This is a genomic window from Nonomuraea sp. B5E05, assembly GCF_039880665.1.
GTDB lineage: Bacteria > Actinomycetota > Actinomycetes > Streptosporangiales > Streptosporangiaceae > Nonomuraea.
The window spans coordinates 133,864-153,886 of record NZ_JBDPMJ010000024.1 but is presented as its reverse complement, the minus strand read 5'-3'; the positions used below and the strand labels follow the sequence as shown (position 1 = coordinate 153,886).

The 20,023-nt window shown below is 70.5% G+C and carries 15 protein-coding genes; 4 read left to right on the top strand and 11 right to left on the bottom strand.

Features of this window, described 5'->3' with window-relative positions:
- Positions 1 to 289 precede the first annotated feature (289 nt).
- Positions 290 to 3,505 (bottom strand): BTAD domain-containing putative transcriptional regulator, encoded by a 3,216-nt coding sequence (locus ABGB01_RS35110; RefSeq protein WP_347777874.1) that lies wholly within the window; start codon positions 3,503 to 3,505, stop codon positions 290 to 292.
- Positions 3,506 to 3,725: 220 nt separating this feature from the next.
- On the opposite strand from ABGB01_RS35110, the gene ABGB01_RS35105 reads away from it, so the two are divergent.
- Complete coding sequence (locus tag ABGB01_RS35105; RefSeq protein WP_347623072.1) at positions 3,726 to 4,094, top strand: nuclear transport factor 2 family protein; 369 nt, start codon at positions 3,726 to 3,728, stop codon at positions 4,092 to 4,094.
- 42 nt (positions 4,095 to 4,136) lie between these two features.
- Here the strand turns inward: ABGB01_RS35105 and ABGB01_RS35100 are convergent, their stop codons facing one another.
- The 3 genes from ABGB01_RS35100 to ABGB01_RS35090 form a co-directional block, all read right to left on the bottom strand.
- Positions 4,137 to 4,622, bottom strand: a complete 486-nt coding sequence (locus ABGB01_RS35100) for a hypothetical protein (protein WP_347777873.1) — start codon at positions 4,620 to 4,622, stop codon at positions 4,137 to 4,139.
- A 105-nt stretch (positions 4,623 to 4,727) separates the two neighbouring features.
- On the bottom strand, positions 4,728 to 5,780 hold the full coding sequence (locus ABGB01_RS35095) for a ThiF family adenylyltransferase (RefSeq protein WP_347777872.1): 1,053 nt from the start codon (positions 5,778 to 5,780) through the stop codon (positions 4,728 to 4,730).
- 570 nt (positions 5,781 to 6,350) lie between these two features.
- Positions 6,351 to 7,193 carry a neutral zinc metallopeptidase gene (locus tag ABGB01_RS35090; RefSeq protein WP_347777871.1) on the bottom strand — a complete coding sequence of 281 codons (843 nt, stop codon included), beginning with the start codon at positions 7,191 to 7,193 and terminating at the stop codon, positions 6,351 to 6,353.
- A 471-nt stretch (positions 7,194 to 7,664) separates the two neighbouring features.
- Here ABGB01_RS35090 and ABGB01_RS35085 point away from each other — a divergent pair, with 471 nt between their 5' ends.
- The 3 genes from ABGB01_RS35085 (at position 7,665) to ABGB01_RS35075 (ending at position 10,441) form a co-directional block, all read left to right on the top strand.
- Entirely contained in the window at positions 7,665 to 8,861 is a 1,197-nt protein-coding gene (locus ABGB01_RS35085) for a molybdopterin-dependent oxidoreductase (protein ID WP_347777870.1), read from the top strand.
- Positions 8,858 to 9,364 carry a hypothetical protein gene (locus ABGB01_RS35080; RefSeq protein ID WP_347777869.1) on the top strand — a complete coding sequence of 169 codons (507 nt, stop codon included), beginning with the start codon at positions 8,858 to 8,860 and terminating at the stop codon, positions 9,362 to 9,364. The genes ABGB01_RS35085 and ABGB01_RS35080 overlap by 4 nt, the downstream gene beginning before the upstream one ends.
- A 177-nt stretch (positions 9,365 to 9,541) precedes the next feature.
- Positions 9,542 to 10,441 carry an alpha/beta fold hydrolase gene (locus ABGB01_RS35075; protein ID WP_347777868.1) on the top strand — a complete coding sequence of 300 codons (900 nt, stop codon included), beginning with the start codon at positions 9,542 to 9,544 and terminating at the stop codon, positions 10,439 to 10,441.
- A gap of 500 nt (positions 10,442 to 10,941) precedes the next feature.
- Here ABGB01_RS35075 and ABGB01_RS35070 read toward each other — a convergent pair whose 3' ends face one another.
- From ABGB01_RS35070 to ABGB01_RS35040, 7 genes are read right to left on the bottom strand one after another with little or no spacing between them, the layout of a single operon-like run.
- Positions 10,942 to 12,498, bottom strand: coding sequence for an arylsulfatase (locus ABGB01_RS35070; RefSeq protein WP_347777867.1), 1,557 nt, complete (start codon positions 12,496 to 12,498; stop codon positions 10,942 to 10,944).
- Complete coding sequence (locus tag ABGB01_RS35065; RefSeq protein WP_347777866.1) at positions 12,495 to 14,129, bottom strand: alpha-amylase family glycosyl hydrolase; 1,635 nt, start codon at positions 14,127 to 14,129, stop codon at positions 12,495 to 12,497. The genes ABGB01_RS35070 and ABGB01_RS35065 overlap by 4 nt, the downstream gene beginning before the upstream one ends.
- Positions 14,122 to 15,030, bottom strand: a complete 909-nt coding sequence (locus ABGB01_RS35060) for a dihydrodipicolinate synthase family protein (RefSeq protein WP_347777865.1) — start codon at positions 15,028 to 15,030, stop codon at positions 14,122 to 14,124. Before ABGB01_RS35060 ends, ABGB01_RS35065 begins: the two co-directional genes overlap by 8 nt.
- Positions 15,030 to 16,640: an FAD-dependent oxidoreductase gene (locus ABGB01_RS35055; protein WP_347777864.1), complete on the bottom strand. Its 1,611-nt coding sequence runs from the start codon at positions 16,638 to 16,640 to the stop codon at positions 15,030 to 15,032. Before ABGB01_RS35055 ends, ABGB01_RS35060 begins: the two co-directional genes overlap by 1 nt.
- A 24-nt stretch (positions 16,641 to 16,664) precedes the next feature.
- Positions 16,665 to 17,462: an ATP-binding cassette domain-containing protein gene (locus tag ABGB01_RS35050; RefSeq protein WP_347777863.1), complete on the bottom strand. Its 798-nt coding sequence runs from the start codon at positions 17,460 to 17,462 to the stop codon at positions 16,665 to 16,667.
- The gene (locus tag ABGB01_RS35045) at positions 17,459 to 18,475 is read right to left on the bottom strand and encodes an ABC transporter ATP-binding protein (RefSeq protein WP_347777862.1); all 1,017 of its coding nucleotides are present in this window, start codon (positions 18,473 to 18,475) and stop codon (positions 17,459 to 17,461) included. Before ABGB01_RS35045 ends, ABGB01_RS35050 begins: the two co-directional genes overlap by 4 nt.
- Positions 18,472 to 19,995: an ABC transporter substrate-binding protein gene (locus ABGB01_RS35040; protein ID WP_347777861.1), complete on the bottom strand. Its 1,524-nt coding sequence runs from the start codon at positions 19,993 to 19,995 to the stop codon at positions 18,472 to 18,474. The genes ABGB01_RS35045 and ABGB01_RS35040 overlap by 4 nt, the downstream gene beginning before the upstream one ends.
- Positions 19,996 to 20,023: the final 28 nt, after the last annotated feature.

Below are 20,023 nucleotides of genomic sequence, written 5' to 3'. Positions count from 1 at the left end.
GCGGTTCCTCCCAATCAATGAACCGGAATGGTCACCATCCAAGTGCAGCGCAAAGGAGAATCGCCACACGTGTGTCGGGTATCCGACATTTCCCACCTTCGGCGTTCGTCGGTCAGGTATCTCTCCATCAATGTCCCGACAGGTTGACTTGCGCGCGGCAGGAAATGCACACGGCTGCCGGAGAGAAAGACCGCGCCCCTTTCGCGCCCGCCGGAGCAGCGTCCGGACGGACCGGGCGGATGACGGGGCATTCGTGGTGGCCGGTTGGTCTCGCGGTGGCGGGGACGGGTCAGCGGGCGAGCCGGGCGTCCAGCGTTCCCACGCCGTTCTCGTGCGAGATCCCGTGGAACAGCTCGCGGGCCTCTTCCCAGACGGCCTTGGCCGTGCGGTGGTCGCCGGCGGCGTCGTGGGCGTCGCCGAGGGCGCGCAGCGTCCGCGCCAGGTAGGGGATCGAGCCGCGGGTTCGCCAGACCCTCACCGAGCGTTCGAGGGTGGCGATGGCGGCGGGCAGGTCTCCTTCGGCCAGGTTCAGCTGCCCGAGGACGCTGAGCGCGTCGGCGAGGTAATGGCCGAAGTTGCCGTCCTCGCTGTGGGCCATCGTCAGCTCGGCGGTCGCCCTGGCCCGCTCGTCCCCGGTCGCGACGAACAACTTCGCGAGGTAGAGCAGCGAGAACGTCTCCAGATAGCGGTAGTTCAACCGCCGCGCCATGTCCAGCGAACTCTCCAGCAGTTCCTGGCCACCCGTGAAGTCACCGCAGAACGATTTCGCCGCCCCGAGGAACTGCGTGACCGTCGTGGTGTAGTGAGCGTTGCCGAGCGCCTCGGCGACCTTCGTCGCCTGCTCCAGGACCGCGTGCGCCGCCCGCGGGTCGTCCTCGCCGTAGATGATCGCCATCACGTGGTAGGCCCGCGCCTGGCCGCCGAGGTAGCCCGCGTCGGCGGCCGTCCGCAGGGCGTGCTCCGCCAGGGCGAGCGCTTGCGCACCGCCGTTCCCGTCGGCCGTCATGCTCCAGGCCAGGGTCGCCAGGGCGTCGGCCATTCCCACCGGATCGCCCAGCATGGTGAACAGCTCGAGGAGTTGCGAAGCGCCGGCCCGCATCCGCGTCATCGCCGGTCCCGGGCCCGCCGGCGAGTTCCAGGTGGTGACCTCCAGGAGGCCGCGCATCAGCACGGCCTCGCCGCGCCTGTCGCCGGTCTCACGGCAGAGCGCGAGCGCCTGCTCGTGCATGCGCTGCCAGCCGTCGTACAGGCCGCGCACGTTGAGGTACGTCTCGGTGGACCCCGCGAGGTCCCACGCGAGTCGGGTCAGGCGCGCCTCGCACGCCTGGGCGACCCCCGCCATCAGCGCGGCGTGCTCCGCGCCGAACCAGGCCATCGGGTCGGCCAGCAGCGGGCCCGAGACCGCCGCGGGCAGCCGCCAGCGTGGCGCGCTGCTGTGCATGGGTGCGAAGCAGGGGCCCGGGACGTGCTCCGCCGCGACCTCCGCCAGGGCCAGCCACGCGCCCAGTGCCCGACGGAGCGCGGCCTGGCGCTCGGGTTCGGAATCCTCGCGCTGCGCCCGCTCGCGCGCGTACAACCGGATCAGGTCGTGGAAGCGGTACCTGAGCCTGCCCGTCTCGTCCGTCCCCGTGAGGTTCAGCAGATGGGCGTCGACCAGGGTCTCGATCTCGCGTTCCGCCTGCCGTACCGGTACGTCCAGGAGGGCGGCCACCGCCCAGGAGGCGAAATCGGGCGCGTCGAGCAGCCCGGCGAGCCGGAAGGCCCGCTGCGCGCCCGCGGGAAGCGTACGGTAGGTCATCTCGAATCCCGCGCGGATGTCGAGGTCGCCCGCCACGAGTTCGTCCAGCCGGTGGCGTTCCTCCCCGAGAACGCCGGCGAGGTGGGCCAGGCTCCACTGCCTTCTGCCGAGGAGCCTGGCCGCCGAGATGCGGACCGCCAGCGGGACCCGGCCGCACAGCCGGGTGATCTCCAGAGCCGCGTCCGGATCGTCCCGGACGCGTTCGTCACCGATGATCCTTCTCAGCAGGTCCATGGCCTGGGCCGACGGCAGGACGTCGAGTTCCAGCAGGCTCGCGCCCTCGAGACCCACCAGCCGGACACGCCCGGTGAGCAGCACGGCCGTGCCGGGGGCCCCGGGCAGGAGCGGCCGCACCTGCTCCTCCCCGGCGACGTTGTCCAGCAGGATGAGAGTTCTCCGTCCGGCCAGGCAGCTCCGGTAGAGCGCCACGCGTTCTTCCAGGGACTCGGGTATGCCGGTGGCACTGATGCCCAGGGCGAACAGGAAGCGGCTGAGCACGTCCTCCGGGCGGGCGGGGTCGGCGGAGGCGCCGCGCAGGTCCGCATAGAGCTGACCGTCGGGAAAGCGACCCGCGATCCGGTGCGCGACGTGCACGGCGAGCGTGGTCTTACCCAGGCCTCCCATACCCGCGATGCCGACCATGGCGACGGTGCCCGGCCGCGGCTTGGTGAGGGTTTCTGTGAGCTCCGCCACCTCGCCGTCCCTGCCCGTGAACTCCGCGATGTCCGGCGGCAGCTCGGCGGGGGTGGGGGCCGTTCGAAGCTCGGACGTCAGGGCCGTGGCATGGGCGGGACGGTAGGCGGACAGGGCACGCCTGGGCGCGTGCCGCGCCTTCTGGCCCGGCTCGGTGCTCATTTCGTCCGGCCGGCGCGCGGCACGTTCACGGTGGGGCCGGGCCTCCGCCGGCCTGTACGGGCCCGGCCTTCCAGGCGAGCGCGTGATCTTCACCTGGGCGCGAGCAACGAGGTCGAGTGACGGGTCCTCCGTGAGGATCCTCTGGTGCATGTCGTGCAGCTCTTCCGCCGGGTCCAGGCCGGTCTCCTCGACCAGGGTCCTGCGGGCACGCGTGTATTCGGCGAGCGCGTCCGCCCGCCGGCCGCAGCGGTACAGCGCCAGCATCAGCTGCGCGCGCAGCCGCTCCCGCAGGGGGTACTCGCCGGTGAGCGCGGTCAGCTCGCCCAGCAGCGCGGCGTGGCGTCCCAGCATCAGGTCCACGGCTATCCGCGACTGCAGGACCGACATGCGCACCTCGTCCAGCCGCGCGGCCTCCGTGGCCAGCATCGGGACATCGGCCATGTCGGCGAACGCGGGCCCGCGCCAGAGACTCAGCGCCTCGTGCAGGAGGTGGGTCGCCACCTCCGGCTCCCCGGCGGCCTCCGACGCCTGCCCCGAGCCCGCCAGGTTCTCGAACTTCGCCGCATCCAGCTCGTCCCTGAAGACCGTCACCAGATAGCCGTAGCCCTGCCGTACGACGCGAGCCGGGTCGTCCAGGTGCCGCCGGAGCCGGTGGACGTAGGTCTGCACATTCTTGGTGGCGCTCTTCGGAGGGGTGCTCCCCCACAGCGCCACAACGAGTTGATCTTCCGAAACAGGGGTGCCCGCTTGGCACAGCAGAACCGCCAACAGCACCCGCGCCTTGGGCGTGCCGAGATCGAGCGGCTCACCCTCCCGCCACACCGTCAGTGGACCTAATATCCCAAACCTCATCGTGCTCCCTTGGATGGACGCACTTTAAACCTGCACGGACCGTTCCGGCGGTCCACTGGGTGAAGAAACGGTTGCGAACTCTTCGATCCCCGGCGACGTCGGTGTGCTGCCGGACATCGGTTGTCGGGGTGATGTCAAGAACGCTCCGGCTGCTCCGACCTGCCTGGTGAGGACGGCGATACGCCCCTTGAACGGCGATTTTCGAAGCGAAGGAGCAGACATGTCACGGAATATCGAGACCGTCAACACCTACCTGGACGGTTTCCGCAAGAACGATCACGAGCAGATCCTGTCCTGCCTGACAGACGACATCGAGTGGACCGTCTTCGGCGCGTTCCACCTGACCGGCAAGGACGCCTACGACCGGGCCATCGACGGCCCGCCCGAGCTCGTCGACCCTCCTCACCTGGAGGTCGTGCGCATGGTCGAGCAGGGCGATGTCGTCATGGCGGAACTCACCGGGACGGTGAAGCGAGTCGCGGGCGGCGAGATGCGCATGTCCATGGCGGAGGTGTTCGTCATGCGCGACGGCCTGATCGCCGAGCGTCGTGCCTGGGTCATCGAGCTGAAGGAGAACGGCTACCGCTGACCGGGCCGCGGCGGGTCGAGGGCCGGTTCGTCGGGCCGGCCCTCAGTCTTCGGCCAGGCACCGCTGCAGCAGCACGAACCCTGGCATGGTCTGTGCCGGCCGGATGGCGACGTCGAAGATCTCCGGGTCCTCGAACACCGGCTCCCCGTTCGGGCGGCGCACGTACGCGACCCGCCCGTAGTCCACGCCGTCGTCGCGGTCGAAGCTCATCCAGGTGATGGCCTCCTGCTCGCCCTCCAGGAGCGGATGGGAGGAGACGGCCCGCACGGCGATCGTGCTCGGAGGCTTGAACAACCACACCTGCGGAACGCCCAGCACCCAGCGGACGACGTCGATCTCCAGGGCCTTCTCCGCCGCCCTGATCTCGAACGCCTCCGCCGTCACGGGATCGCGCAGGTAGTCGTACTCGCTCATGACGACCTTGTCCGTGCCCTCCATGGCGACGATGGCCGGGCACTCCCGGGCCACGATGTTCTTCTCCAAGCGCTCCACCGCATCGAACAGCAGATGCGCGGTCGCCTCGTTCATGTCGCCTCCGAACCACCTCGCCCGCAGCGTCCTCCGCCACCCCAGCGTTCCAGAAACGACCGGGCACAGGCGCACAACGCGCGGAACCCTTCCGGCGGTGTGTCGTCAGGGACCGCAGAGCGGGCAGTCGGGTCGCCGCGGGACGGGACGCGAACGGATCTCCAGCGGCCAGAAGTCCACCTCGCTCCACCGGCCGCTCAGCGCCGGCTCCAGCCCCGCCAGGACCCGGATCGCCTCCCAGCCCAAAATGGTGCCGACCAGCCCGCACAGCGCCCCGATGGCGCCCGCCTTCCGCCTCTTGCCGACCAGCGACTCCATCCGGTGACGCCCGTGATCGGCGAAGGTCTCGGCCCGCACACACGCCCAGCAGGCCGTTCTGCCGGGAAGGACCGTCGCGCCGAGCACCCCGATGTGGTACGCGTAACCCGTGCCCAGAATGTGCGGCACATCCGGCCAGCAGGCCTCGCTCACCCACGTGGCCGTGTCGTTGGGCGTGGGCAGGTCCATCACATTGATCACGATGCCCGCCCCGTCCACCAGGTCCGTCAGGTCGGCGGACGACGTGACACGCCGCTCGAAGGTCTCGACCGTCACAAAGGGATTAGCCGCCCGCAACCTGGCAGCCGCCGCCTCCACCTTGAGCGCCCCCACATCGGCGAGCGCGAACAACGCCTGCCGGGTCAGATTGGACGACTCCACCCGGTCGAAGTCGCACAGGCGGATCCTGCCCACACCCGCGTTCGCCAAGCAGAGCGCGACCCAACCACCGAGCCCTCCGACGCCGCACACCACCGCCGTCGAGCGATCGACGCGCTCCTGCAACCGCACGCCGCAGACCACGTCGACACGACCCTGGTCGCAGAAATCCTGGAGCAGCCGCAACTGGCGATCATAGAATTCGGCACGCTCCTCGCCGAGCTTCGAAAAGGACGACTCCAGATCACCGACGCGACTCAGCAGCCTTTCCTCCGTGAGAATCTGCAGCACCTCACCAAGCAACTGCGCGTCACCGACGGAACCTTCGATCTCGGCATACGTGCGGGTGCCGTCAAGGAGCGTTATCACGTGTTTCACGAAATCGTCGGCGGCGAATCTCTTCACGGTTCTGTCCGCAGTACACAGGAAAAGCAGTTCGTGGCCCTCCGCCTGGACGATCACGCTTTCCCGCAGACGGGGGCGCCACTCCGTCACGCGCTCCTCCTCGCCGGGAGAGGCGCGACGCCTCACCCGTGGCCGCCGGCGCCCAGGTCTGCACCGTGACCGGGCGCCGTCTCATTGGCGCCCTTTCGCCGACGGATTCCTCGGGTGCATTCTGCCCAGCAGAGGTTTGTTTCACAAGCCGGCCGGTTTACGAATCGCCTGTCGAGATTGCCGGCGACGCCGTGGTCGAACAGCCCTTAGCCCTTGGCCGACGACCTGTAGACGTCGTCGGTCGTCAGTTCATGGTGAGTCTGGCGGAGCGACGTAGTCGCCCGTCCTGCTCACCGCGTGGCCGACTCACGAATGTCGTTACCACCGGATGCAGACCTTCTTGACCGTGCGTCCGGGACGTGTCGCGGAGCCGGGACCCGCGGTGCGTCCCCAGCCGAGGACCGTGATGACACAAGGGAAGGGCCGGACCCGTGACGGGCCCGGCCCTTCCCTATGAGAACGTGATGGACAGCGCGGAGATCGCCTTGAACGCGGTGTCAGCCCGCTCGAAGCACGATCACCGAGGGTGGCGTGACCTCAGGTGGTGCTGCGAGCCGACGCGGCCCAGGTGTTGCACGCTCCGGGGGCGCCGCTGTTGTAGCCGCGCGTCATCCAGGTCGCCTGCGTGGGCCCCCTGCCGTGGTCGTTCTGCGGCCACGCCTTGGCGCCGTTCTTCCTGAACCAGTCCACCGTGTAGTCCCACTGCCGGTCCGAGAACTGCGATCCGTCCCGCAGCGTCGACATGAAGGCGCCGGAGAAGCACTCGGCCTGGAGCTCGGACCTGCGCGACAGCGCCAGGCGCTGGGACCTGCCGGCCTGGTTGCGGGCCGTCCAGTAGTAGCTCCAGATCCTCGAGGTCTGCTGCACGTGGTGGCCGTACTCGTGAGCCATGAGCCGCGCGATGCCCAGCGGGAACGGCTGGCGGAGCTGCTTCTTGGTGATCAGCATGTACATCGTGCGGTTGGAGGAGCAGTAGTAGCCGTCGGCGCCGGTGCTCCACCTGCCGCAGGGCGTGTTCACCTTCCTGGTGATGATGCGCAGCCGCGGCTTGGAGAAGGGCATCCGCGCCTTGCGGAACTGCGCGCCCCACGCCTTGTTCAGGCAGTTGGTCACGCGGGTCAGGAAGCGCTTGTACGCACTCGTGCTCCCAGACGGCAGCGCGCCCGGCCTGCAGTTCACATCGGTGAGGCGGCCGGTCCGGTAGATCCGGTTCTTGGTGGCCAGCGACTTGTTCGCACTGGCACTCCGGCTCTGCGTGCTCACCGCGGCCCCCGCGAGCGGGTGGGCGGCCTGCTGGATCTGATTGCTGGATGCCACGGCCGCCGAAGCCACGCCGGGCGAGACGAACACCTGCGAGGTCACGGCCATCGTGAGGGCCACACCGGTGGATGCGAGCGCTGCGAATCTGTGAGAAACGTTCATAGACTGCACAAGATTAGGTCAAGATCGGGAATATTGGGTCCTAATTGACGGAATTGCTCCATGTGACAGATGTGACAGGGGATACGAAAGCGCGTGGATCGTGCGGTTCCGCCGGAGTCGGCGGTCATGATCGGCAGGACGTCCGTCGTGGGACCGTAGAGAACGCGGGGACCCGGACAAGGCGGTCGCGGCATGACGGGATGTTTACCGTTGTCCTGCGTTGAAGGCGGCACTCCCGGTAAGGACCTCAGCATCCGACTACGGCTTCGGGGGGGATCAGTGCCGGATACGCCGCACGGGCGCGCCCATGCCCGGAACGTGTCCGCTGCGGGAAGTCGCCGGGCCGGACGGCTGAGGGCGACCGTGCCCTGCGGGCCGTTCCGCCCGGGTTTCTGGCGGAGCCCGCTGCGCGGTCCCTGGCTCACGTCGGTGTTCGGTCTCGTCCTGCTCGTCGGGCTCGCCGTCGTCGCGGTCACCGGGTTGTTGTCGTACGCCGCCTATGAGCCCCGCTTGCCGGGAAACGACACGACGCCGGGCAAGGGCCTGCTGGGCTTCTACCTCTTCGACTGGCCGACGCACCCGGCCTGGCTGTACCGGGTCACCCAGGGCACCCATGTCGTCCTGGGGTTGACGCTGGTTCCCGTGCTGCTGGCCAAGTTGTGGTCGGTGATCCCCAAGCTGTTCCAGTGGCCGCCGGTGCGCTCGATCGCGCAGGCCGTCGACCGTGCCAGCCTGGTGTTGCTGGTCGGCGGCGCGGGGTTCCAGTTCGCCACCGGGATCCTCAACATCCAGCTCTTCTACGTCTTTCCCTTCTCCTTCTATCCGGCGCATCTGTACGGTGCGTGGATCTTTCTGGCGGCGCTGGCCGTCCACGTCGCCATGCGGCTGCCGCGGGCGATCCGCGCGGTGCGGTCCCGGGACCTGCGGCGCGAACTGCGTACGCGCCTGGCCGACACGCGACCGGAACCTCCCGACCCCGACGGCCTGGTCCCGGCGGATCCGGCGCCGCCCACCATGTCCCGGCGCGGCCTGCTGGCGTTCGTCGGCGGTGGCTCGGCGCTGATGTTCGGCCTTTCGGCCGGCCAGACGCTGGACGGGCCGCTGCGCCGTACGGCCTTGTTGGCGCCGCACGGGCGCGAGTACGGGACGGGGCCCAACGACTTCCAGGTCAACAAGACGGCGGCGAGCCTCGGCGTCACCGCGGCGGAGACGGGCGACGGGTGGCGGCTGGCGGTCGTCGGGGCAAGCCCGGCGCTCCTGTCCCGTGCGGACTTGCTGGCGATGCCGCTGCACACCTACGCGCTGCCGATCGCCTGCGTGGAGGGGTGGTCGACCGAGCAGGTCTGGACGGGTGTGCGGCTGGCGGACCTGGCCCGCCTGGCCGGCGTCCCGCCCGGCGCGGCGGCGGTCACGGCCAGATCGCTGCAACGCGGGGGCTATTTCGGCCAGGCCTCGCTCAGCGCCGGGCAGGCGGCCGACCCGCGTTCGCTGCTGGCGCTGCGGGTCAACGGCGCCGACCTCTCCCTCGACCACGGGTTCCCGGCGCGGATCATCGTGCCGAACGCCCCGGGCGTGCACAACACCAAGTGGGTGCGCGAACTCGAGTTCCGCCGGGAGGGACGGTGAACCGCCGCGGTCGTGGCGGGAGCCGGTGGGCGAGCGCCTACGGCGCCGGACCGTGGCACCTTCTCGGGCTGGCGACCTGCTTCGCGGTCGCCGGTTACGCCGCCACCCGGGTGGTGGAGGCCGGCATCTGGATGGGGTTCGCCGTGTGGTTCCTCGGCGCCGTCGTCTTCCACGACCTGGTGTTGTGGCCGCTGTACTCGGCGGCCGACACCGCGATCCGATCCCTGCCGAAGCTTCCCGCACGCCTCGGCCGGGCGCGGCCGGCCGGACGGCAGCCCGCTGTGGTCAATCACGTACGGGTGCCGGCCGGGCTGTCCTGCCTGCTGCTGCTGGTGTGGTTCCCGCTCATCCTGCGCGGCGCCGAGCGCAACTACCAGGCAGCGGTCGGGCTGAGCACCTCCCCCTACCTCGCGCGGTGGTTGTCGATCACCCTGGTGCTCTTCGGCGTCTCGGGCCTGCTCTACGCGGTGCGGCGCTGGGCCGCGGGACGGTCGAATCGCTGACCGGCCGCGATCGGCGATGACGCGACGGCGGGCGCGCTTGTCCCCCGTGCGAGCTACCGGCGAATGTCCACCGTGCGGGGACGCTTCGGGGGCGGCCCGATCCATAACGTTGGGGCGTGGTCACGGCGCTCCGCCGCTTTCCCACCACACCACCCTGTGAATCACCGGAGGACCCCCATGCCCCGCAAGATCAAGGCAACCGTTCTGGCCGCGCTGTGCAGCACCGTGATCGGCGCGGGAGTGGCCGGTTGCAACGGCGACGCGCTGGAGAACTGGGACCCCGTCGCCTCCGCGGAGCAGCAGGTCGAGGCCGACCTGATCTCCGGAACCAAGAAGATCAAGGTCGCCGGAACGTCGGTGAACGTGTCGTGTGCGGGTGACGCGGCGGACGGTGAGCCGGTCATCGTGCTGATGCACGGCGGGGGCGACGACCTGAGCAAGATGGCCGCGCTGCAGAAGACGCTGAGCGGGAAGAACCGGGTCTGCTCCTACGACCGGCTCGGCGCGGGCGGCAGTGACAAGCCGCAGGGTTCTCAGGACTTCGAGAGCACCGGCAAGATCTTGACCGGGGTGCTGGACCGGATCGCCGGTGACCGTCCCGTGGTGCTGGCCGGGCACTCGCTGGGCGGGCTGATCGCCGCCCGCTACGCCCCCGACCACCAGGACCGTGTCAAGGGGCTAGTGCTGATGGACGCCACCCCCTCGACCATGGCCGGTGACGTCGCCAAGGTGATCCCGGCCTCGGCCAAGGGTCCGGCGGCCGAGGTGCGCGCGCAGAACCTGGCGATCTTCAAGGGGCAGAACCCGGAGCAGCTCGTCATGCCCGATGGGAAGGTCCGTTCGGCCGGGGACATCCCGGTCGAGGTGATCCAGCACGGGCAGCCGTACCTGGCGGCCATCCCCACGTACGGCAAGCAGCTGGAGAAGGCGTGGAGCGCCGGCCAGCGCAAGTGGCTCGAGATCTCCAGCGACAGCAGGCCGAGCACGGCCGCCAAGAGCGGGCACTACATCTACGTCGACCAGCCCGACGTCGCCGTCAAGGCCATCCAGCGCGTCACCACGCAGGTCGCCGGCTAGTGCGGGCGTCCACCACGAGCACGCGCGTCAGCTGACGCCTACAGGCCGAAGGCGCCGCCCTCCACGAGAATGAGCACCCCGAGGCCGATCAGCACGATCGGCAACAGGAGGTGACCCCACCGGCTCAACCTTCGGACCACCGGCACGCCCTTCCGCGCGCTCGTCCTCACCACCGTCGCGGTGGTCCTTCCACGCCTGCCAGGCGGCCCTGAGTCCGAGGACGAGCGGGAGCACTCCCAGGTACGGCAGCACACCCCGGTGCCCGGCGCCCCGCGCGAAGAACAATGCCAGGATCAGGATGTCGTCGATGTCCGTGACCGCGAACAACCCCGCCGCCTGTTCGACGACGCCTACGTTCACGGCAGGTTGTTCCCTTTCGCATCGGTGCGATCCTGGCTGACTCTATCGGTCGCGTACGCGCCCCCGGTCAGGGCGCCGAGACGAGCGTCTCAGCAACTTCGAGACGCGTCACCGGTACGAATCAGACCTGAGCACACCCGTCAACCCGCCCCTTCGCGGGGTATGACGCCGACCCGCCGCGCCCAGCGGCGGTACGCGGCGGCCAGCTCGGCAACGCGGCCGGGGTGGCGTCCGGCGAGATCGGCCAGCTCGGAGCGGTCGGTGTCCATGTCGTAGAGCTCCCATGGCCCCGCGTGCTCGCGGACCAGCTTCCACCGCCCCCGGCGTACGGCGGCGTTGCCCAGGTGCTCCCAGAACAGCCACGTGTCCGGGACCGGCTCTCCGCGCAGGGCGGGCACCATGCTGCGCCCCTCCAGGGGCGGCGTATCCCGCCCCTGGAGCTCGCGCGGGTACTCGACGCCGGCGGCGGCGAGCAGGGTGGGCAGCACGTCGGTGAGCTGGAAGGGGGTCCGGACGATCCGGCCCGCGGCCAGGCCTCCCGCGGGCCAGTGCACGATGAACGGGGTGGCGATGCCTCCCTCGTGGACCCACCGCTTGTAGAGACGGAACGGGGTGTTGGACAGGTTGGCCCACGCGGGGCCGTAACTCGCGTAGGTGTCCTCCGGGCCGGGATCGACACCCGGGAGGTTGCCGACACGCAACTCGGCGCCCTCCCGGGTGGCCGCCGGCACGATGTGCCGCCTGGCCCGGAATTCCTCCGGGTCGCCGAGCGGCAGGATCTCGGCGCAGCCGCCGTTGTCCGACAGGAACACCACGACGGTGTCGTCGTAGACCCCGGAGGTCGCCAGCTGGTCGAGGATCCGGCCGATGCCCCGGTCCATCCGCTCCACCTGGGCGGCGTACACCTGCATGCGGCGGGCCTCCCACGCCTGGTCCGGTGCCGCCGCCCACGGTGGTTGCGCCGGGTCGGGCTGGGACAGTGCCGACTCGGCGCCGAGCAGGCCCTCGGCGCGCAGCCGGTCGAGCCGGCGGGCGCGCAGTTCGTCCCAGCCCGCGGTGTAGACGCCGTCGTACCCGGCGACATCCTCCTCGGGCGCGTGCAGCGGCCAGTGCGGCGCGGTGTAGGCCACGTACGCGAAGAACGGACGGCCGGCGGCGGCCTCCCGGCCGATGAACTCCACCGCGTGGTCGGTGATCGCATCGGTGTAGAAGAACCGCGGATCGCGGGTTTCGGCGCTCGCGTCCGCCTCGCCCCGGTACAGAGTCGCCGGGTCGTAGTAGCTCCCGCATCCGCTGAGGGTTCCGAAGAAGTCGCCGAATCCTCGCCGGGTGGGCCACGAGCCGACCGGCTCCCACAACGGCCCGCTCAGGTGCCATTTGCCCGACATGGCGGTGGCGTACCCGGCGGCTCCGAGCAGCTCGGCGACGGTCACGCAGCGGTCGTCGAGGCTGCCCGGATAGCCTCCGGGTGCGCCGTTGCCGGCCAGGACACCGACACCTGTCTGGTGCGGATGCAGCCCGGTCAGCAGGGACGCGCGCGACGGGCTGCACCGTGCCGTGTTGGCGAACTGCGACAGCCGCACCCCGGCCCGCCCGATCCGGTCGAGATTCGGCGTGCGGATCTCGCCGCCGTAACAGCCGATGTCCGAGTAGCCCAGGTCGTCGGCGAGGATCAGCACGATGTTGGGTCGGCTCATGTCGTACCGTCGCCCCGCACCCGCAGCCAGGCGGCGGTGTCCGGTCCGAGCGGGTCGCCCGCGGCGGCGTGGGCGTCGCTGCGCAGGAGGGTGACCGTGCCGGCGGGCAGCGGCACCTCCGTGTCACCGAGATTGACGACGCACTCGAAGTCCGGTCCGCGACGGAAGCGCAGGACCGAGCCGGCTCGGTCCACCCACTCGAGCTCCTGGGGAACGTCCAGCTCCCGCCGGATCCGCAGCGCCCGCGCCACGAGGTGGTAGGTGGAGGCCGGGTCGTCCACCTGGTTCGCCACCGAGAGCCGCCCCCATCCGGGAGGTTGCGGAAGCCACGGGGCCGCCGAACCGAACCCGGCGCCGTCCGGCGCCGGCGTCCAGGGCAGCGGTACGCGGCAACCGTCGCGTCCTCGGCGGCGCCCGCCCGAACGGGTCCAGATCGGGTCCCGGAGACGATCGTCGGGGATGTCCATGTGGTCGGGCAGCCCGAGTTCCTCGCCCTGGTAGAGGTAGGCGACGCCGGGCAGCGCCAGCATCAGCAGCAGCGCGGCCCTGGCGCGACGGCGACCCAGATCCTCGTCGACCGGGCCCAGCTCGTGACCGGATCTCCCCTGGTGCTTGCGGGTGTCGGCACGGCCGTAACGGGTCACCGTGCGTTCGACGTCGTGGTTGGACAGCACCCAGGTGGGCGGCGCGCCGGAGGGGGACCCGGAGAGAGACATCGTGCGGAGCGTGGAGTCGATCACCGTGAAGAGGTCGCCGGCGTCCCACGCGGACTGCAGGAAGGGGAAGTTGAAGGCGGTGTGGAGCTGGTCCGGCGCCACGTACCTGGCCAGCCGCTCGGGGTCCGCCACCCACGCCTCGGCCACGAAGATCCTCGGCGGGTCGTAGGCGTCGGCCACCTCGCGCCACTCCCGGTAGACGGCGTGCACCTCGTCTCGGTCCCGGTGCGGATGGTCGGGCACGTCGGTGAGAACGAGCAGGTCCTCCTCCCGGTAGCCGAGATCGGGGTAACCGGGGTGCTTGATCAGGCCGGTGGCGACGTCGATGCGGAACCCGTCGACCCCGCGGTCGAACCAGAAGCGCAGCAGGTCCAGGAACTCCGCGCGGACCTCGGGATGGGACCAGTTGAGGTCGGCCTGGGTGGGATCGAAGAGGTGCAGGTACCACTGCCCGTCGGGCACCCGGGTCCAGGCCGGGCCGCCGAACGTGCTGCGCCAGTCGTTGGGGACGACGTGCCCGTCCATGAAGTGGTACCGGGCGCGTTCCGGGGAGCCGGGCGGGGCGGCGAGCGCGGCCTGGAACCAGGGGTGATCGGTGGACGTGTGGTTCGGCACGATGTCCAGGATCACCTTGAGGCCATGCCGGTGCGCCTCCGCGACGAGTTGCTCGGCCCCGCGCACGTCGCCGTACTCGCGGGCGATGGCACGGTAGTCGGCCACGTCGTAGCCCCCGTCGTTGTTCGGCGACTCGTACCACGGCGTGATCCAGATGGCGTCGACACCGAGCCCGGCCAGGTAGCCCAGGCGGCTGCGGACCCCGGCGATGTCGCCGATCCCGTCGCCGTCGCCGTCCGCGAAGGACCGGATGTAGATCTGGTAGATCACCGCGGTACGCCACCACTCGACGTCAGCCATCGGCGGCTCCGATCAGATCAGGCTCGAATTCCGTCAGGAACTCGCGCAGTGCCGCCAGTTCGCCGTCGTCGAGGGTCCGCAGCGGTGGGGCGACCGTGGGGGCGCACAGGCCTCGCATGGCCAGGCTCGCCTTGACGACCGGGACTCCGGCCCGGATCCCGTGCACCCCGAGCAACGAGACGACCCGTTTCTGGGCCAGGGCGGCACGCTCCTGATCGCCTGCGTGGTGCGCGGCGACGAGTTCGAGCGCGACGCGCGGGGCGAGGTTGGCGATTCCGGGGGTGATCCCGTCCGTGCCCGCGGACAGCGCGTCGAGCATCTTGCCCTCCGCTCCCTGGCTCACGCCGAAGTCCGGCCGGTGGCGCTTGACGTCGAGCCACTGCCGCAGGATGTCCGAGTCGCCGGAGCTGTCCTTGACGCCGGCGACGTGCTCCATGTCGGCGACGGCTGCGATCGAGCCCGCCGAGAACGGCGGCGCGTACCGCGGGATGTTGTACGCGATCACCGGCACGGCCGCGGCACGGCTCGCCCGGTAGTGCTCGACGATGTCGTGCTCGTCATGGTGGAAGTAGCAGGGCGGGCTGAGGGCGACCGCGTCGCACCCGGCCTCCGCGGCGAGCTCGGCCCGCCTGAGCGATTCGCGGGTGCCGGCGGCGGAGACGTTGACGACGACGGTGCCGCCCGGCACCAGCCACCGCCAGCGGCCGACGGCATCGGCGAGGAACGCGCCGATCTCCGCCGTCTGGTGCAGCGGCCCTTCGCCGTTCGTGCCCAGGAGCATGATCTTCGTGATGCCCGCGGCGGCGAGCGCGCCGAAATATCCCAGGCCGGCCTCGAGGTCCGGACGCCCGCTCTCGCCGATCGGGGTCACGGCGGGGACGATCACACCTGACACCGGCATCAGTACCCCCGGATCTCCGGCCAGGACAGCTCGACGCCGTCGGCCTTCAGCGCGCCCTGGAACGCTCGCAGGTGTCCTTCCTTGCGCCGGACATCGTGCGGCTCCACCGTCTCCCCCAGGCAGTAGGCCACCAGTGAGGCGGCGGCCTCGCCGATGTTCCACTCCACGGGGTGCAGCCGGTAGCAGCCGTTGGTGATGTGCGTGCTGCCGATGTTCTTACCGGCCGGCAACACGTTCCGCACGCGGACGGGCAGCAGGGCGCCGAGCGGGATCTGGAACGGGCAGCTGGGAACGTCGATGTAGTTGTCGCCGCCCGTCGAGGGGTGCAGGTCGATCCGGTACATGCCGATGCCGACCGTGTCGTCGTACGGCTTCGCGCCCGCCTCTCCGCGTACGGCGAGGGACACGTCCTGTTCGACGACGGTGTACTCGGCCCTGATCCGCCGGGACTCGCGGATGTAGGGGGCGGCGGCGAAGCCGTCGGGGGTGTCCATGACGTCCGGCCGCAGCCGTAGTCCAGGCCAGCCGCGGCCGCCGTCCGGCCGTGGTGCCTCGGTCTGCAGCCAGTAGAGCATGCTCGCGGAGAGCTCACGCGCTCCGGCGAGGTGGCGGGCCTTCTCCTCCTCGCTCACGCCGATGAGGGCCCCCGCCACGTAGTCGATCATGGGCCAGTTCACCAGGGTGACGTCGCTGGTCACGAAGCCGGGCTCGTACAGCTCGCGGGCGACGGCCCGGCGGAACTCCCACAGCTCGCGATCCCCCGGGTCCTGGCTCTGGTCGGCGAGCACGGGCCCCGAGCGGATGTTCGGGGTGAACGTCCGCGTCAGCGGCTCCCTCGTCCGCGGGTCCGGCGCGGTCAGCCCGACCTGCGGTCCCGGCCAGTAGTCGGGACGGTACGCGCGCCAGTGGTCGTAGTTCGCCGGCCGGTCGATCACGTGGTCCTCGCCCTCGCGGTGATCGACGGCGAACACCCAGGAGAACGCCTGCATGTTGCCGGGCTGCGCCGCCTCCGGCGCGCTCGGCTCACCGGTCTCGTGTCTGGACTCGAACCCGGTGACGTGTTCCGCACCCGCGAGCGGCAGCAGGTCACCGAGCTCGGTGGCGTCCAGATAGTACGGGCTCGCGATGTGCACCAGGCCGGCGTCCGCGCGGTCCACTGTCACGCTGCTGACCCGGTCGCCGTCGGTCTCCGCCGCGACCGGCCGCGCACGGAGCAGGACGCGCAGCCGGCCGCTGCTCAGGTAGGGGTCGACGAGCGCGCGCAGCACCGCACCGCTGACCCGCGGCTCGTGGCACAGTGCACCGACCCGGCCCAGGCCGGGGTTGAGGTGTGGCTGGCTTCTGGCGGCCACGGTGAGGGGGTACCACGTCCGGTAGTGATCGCGGACCGCGTTGCGGTACCGGCGGTAGGAGGCGGTGCAGCCGAACTGCTCGATCCACCGGTGCTCGTCCGGGGGCACGCCCTGGCTGGTGAACTGCCCGCCGATGCGGTCGCCCTCCTCGGTCAGCACCACCCGCAGCCCGCGGCGCAGAGCTGCGAGCGCGGCGGCGACTCCGCCGACGCCACCGCCGATGATGGCCAGATCCGCATCAGTGATCCGCGATTCCAACGTTCCCCCTGGTTGCATGTGAATTCAGGCGCCCTCGAGGTCAAGGGCGGCGTCGAGAAGTTTCCTGGTGTACGGATGGCCGGGCCGCTCGAACAGGTCGTCGGCGGTCGCCGTCTCGACCAGGCTGCCCTGGTGCATGACCGCCACCCGGTCCGCGATCTGCCGGACCACCCCGAGGTCGTGGGTGATGAAGAGGATGGCGAGCCCGCGGGCGGCGCGCAGGCCGGCCAGCAGCCGCAGGATCTGCGACTGCACCGAGACGTCGAGCGCCGAGACGGCTTCGTCGCAGACGAGCAGCCGAGGACGCAGGGCGAGCGCGCGGGCGATGCTGACCCGCTGGCACTGCCCGCCGGACAGGGCCGTGGGCCGCCGGGTGGCGACGTCGGCGTCGAGGCCGACGTCCGCGAGCAGCTCGCCGATCGCGGCATCCCATGAGCGGCCGTCCGGAGCGGCCGAAGGGTGGGTCCGCCAGGTCTCGGCGATGATGGACCGGACGCTCATCCGGGGATTGAGCGAGGCGGCCGGGTCCTGGAAGACCATCTGGATCGCCCGCCGGGTCGCCGGTGACCGCTTCGCCACCGGGCCGACCGGAGCCCCGTCGAACAGGACCGCGCCTTCCTGGTGTGCCTGGAGCCCGACGACGCAGCGGGCGACCGTGGTCTTGCCCGAGCCGGACTCCCCGACGATCGCCAGGGTCTCGTCAGGGCGGAGGGCGAAGGAGACGCCGTCGACGGCGTTCGGCGCGGTGCCGCGCCTGCGCTCTCGCCGGGTGTGGAAGTTGACCACGAGGTCGCTGACCTCGACCAGAGCCGATGCGCTCACGTCTCCTCCGGGAAGTGACAGGCGACCTGCCGGCCGGCGGCGACCTGCCGCATCAGCGGCACCTCGCTCGCGCACCGGGCCTGCGCCTTGGCGCACCGCGGGTGGAAGGGGCATCCGCTCGGGCGTTCCGCCGGGCTCGCCGGGCTGCCCGGCAGCGGCTCGGCGATGGCCGTCTTGCTGCGTACGGCGGGGACGCTCACCACGAGCGCCCGCGTGTACGGGTGCGCCGGGCTGTTGAGCACTTCCCGGCCGCTGCCGACCTCGCAGATGCGGCCGGCGTACATGACGACGACCTCGTCCGCCACGTGTGCCATCACCCGCAGGTCGTGGCTGACCAGCAGCATGGCCATGCCCTCCTCGTCGCGGACGCGCCTCAGCAGGGCGAGGATGCGGGCCTGCACGGTGACGTCGAGCGCCGTCGTCGGTTCGTCGGCGAGGATGAGCTCCGGCGAGCCGGCGAGCGCCGTCGCCACCATGGCCCGCTGTCGCAGCCCGCCCGAATACTGGTGGGGATATTGCGCGTGCCGCTTCTCCGGGTCCGGGACGCCCACCCGGTCGAGCAGGTCGATCACGGTTCTGCGCACCTCCTTCGCGGGCATCCCGCCGCGCCGCAGGATCTCGCCGATCTGCCGGCCGATCGTCTGCGTCGGGTCCAGCGCCGCCTGGGGGTCCTGGAAGATCATGGCGATGCCGCGCCCGCGCAGCCGGCGGCGGTCCTGCTCCGCCATGGCGGCCATGTCCTCGCCGTGCCACAGCAGCCGACCGGAGACCGCCGCGCCGGCCGGCAGCAGGCCGATGATCGCGCTCGCCGTCATCGTCTTGCCGCTGCCCGACTCGCCGATCAGGCCGGTGGTCCGGCCCGCGGCGACGGTGAACGAGACGTCGTCCACCACGCGGACCGGCCCGGACGGGCCGGGCAGGTCGATGGACACGTGCTCGACCTGGAGCAGCGGCGCCTGCTCCGGGTCGAGCTCCGCCGGCACCGGATCGGTGACGTTCGAGGAGCGGTTCATGATGCGCCGTTGCCGATCCGGACGGTGGAGAAGTCCGGCGTGAGGTCCGGGGGAATGGCGAGGCCCTGCACGGACTTGTTCCGGACGTACAGGTTTCGCACGAACATGGGGTACATACCGACCGCGTCATCCCAGATGACCTTGTTGGCCTGCGCGTACAACTCCTGGCGCTTGGCGGTGTCGCTGGTCGAGCCCGCCTGGGCCAGCAGCTTGTCGAGGTCGGGGTTGCAGTAGCCCGTGCGCTTGGCCGCGCAGGTGTACAACCGGCCGAGGCTGGTCGCCGCGTCGAAGCCGGCGGTGCCGAGCTGCTGGATGTTCAGATCCCACTTCAGCGCCAGCAGATCCTGCAGGAAGACCGCCGCCTCCTTCTGGGTGGGCTCGGCCTTGACCCCGATCTTCGCGAGGTCGCTCGCCACCGCGTCGGCGAACTGCTGGAACTGCGGCTGGGAGAACTGCATCTGAATCGTCTGGTCGTAGTCCCAGCCGGCGTCGTCCAGCGCCTTCTTGGCCGCGGCCGGGTCGTACGTCACCGGAGTCTGCGGCGCGTAGCCGAGCACGTTGGGGGTCACCACGGAGTTCGCCGGCGAACCCGTCTCGGGGAAGAGCGACTTGATGATGGTGGCGAAGTCGACCGCCTGCCACAGCGCGCGCCGGACAGCGGCCTCCTTGAGGCCCTTCTCCGAGCCGTTCATCCACATGGTGATGACGCCGCTGCCCGAGTCCTTCTCGACCACGAGATCGGAGTCGCCCTTCAGACCGGGCAACTGATCGTCGGGGACCGCCCATGTCAGATCCACCTCGCCGGTCTTCAGCGCGGTCATCCGCGCCGCCATCTCCTGGATGCTGCGCAGTTCCAGGCGGTTCAGCGCCGGCTTGCCGCGCCAGTGGCCGGGGTTGGGGGCGAGCACCAGGCTCTGGCCCGGCGTGAACTTCTCGACGACGAACGGGCCGGAGCCGATCGGCTTGGCCCAATCGCCGTCCTGGTGCGCGGCGGGGGTGACGTAGAAGGTGATGAGCTTGCCGAGCAGCGCGGGATCAGGCTCCTTGGCCGTGATGACGACCTTGTTCGCACCGCTCTCCTTGGCCTTGTGGCCGGCATAGTTACTGGCCATCGCGCCCTTGAGCGCCAGCAGCCGCTCGAAGGAGGCGACGACGTCGGCGCTGGTGACCGGCGTGCCGTCGGAGAACTTGACGTTGTTCCGCAACGTGAACGTCCATTCCGTGGCGTCCTCGTTGGCCTGCCACGACTCGGCGAGCACGCCCTCGAACGAGCCCTTCCCCGCCGTGCGGACCAGCGCGCTGAAGATCGCCTTGGCCGCCACCTGGGTGCCGTTGTCCATCGCGGACGCGCCGTGCGGGTCGAGATTCTCGATCGGCGTCCAGACGGCGACGGCCAGCTCCTGCTGCACGGCGCCACCGGTCGGCGAGCCGCCGGTGGTGGTGCTGCAAGCCACCAGCCCGACGATGGATGCTGTCGCGGCGGCGAGGGCCACCGCACGACGAAGCCGAACGGGCCTCATGGGAATCCTTCCTGACATTGGCTGAGCC

Coding starts and splice junctions, on each gene's coding strand:
- ABGB01_RS35075 (WP_347777868.1), top strand. CDS start 9,542: ATGCCCCGCAAGATCAAGGCAACCGTTCTGGCCGCGCTGTGCAGCACC.
- ABGB01_RS35070 (WP_347777867.1), bottom strand. CDS start 12,498: ATGAGCCGACCCAACATCGTGCTGATCCTCGCCGACGACCTGGGCTAC.
- ABGB01_RS35105 (WP_347623072.1), top strand. CDS start 3,726: ATGTCACGGAATATCGAGACCGTCAACACCTACCTGGACGGTTTCCGC.
- ABGB01_RS35065 (WP_347777866.1), bottom strand. CDS start 14,129: ATGGCTGACGTCGAGTGGTGGCGTACCGCGGTGATCTACCAGATCTAC.
- ABGB01_RS35110 (WP_347777874.1), bottom strand. CDS start 3,505: ATGAGGTTTGGGATATTAGGTCCACTGACGGTGTGGCGGGAGGGTGAG.
- ABGB01_RS35060 (WP_347777865.1), bottom strand. CDS start 15,030: ATGCCGGTGTCAGGTGTGATCGTCCCCGCCGTGACCCCGATCGGCGAG.
- ABGB01_RS35040 (WP_347777861.1), bottom strand. CDS start 19,995: ATGAGGCCCGTTCGGCTTCGTCGTGCGGTGGCCCTCGCCGCCGCGACA.
- ABGB01_RS35045 (WP_347777862.1), bottom strand. CDS start 18,475: ATGAACCGCTCCTCGAACGTCACCGATCCGGTGCCGGCGGAGCTCGAC.
- ABGB01_RS35100 (WP_347777873.1), bottom strand. CDS start 4,622: ATGAACGAGGCGACCGCGCATCTGCTGTTCGATGCGGTGGAGCGCTTG.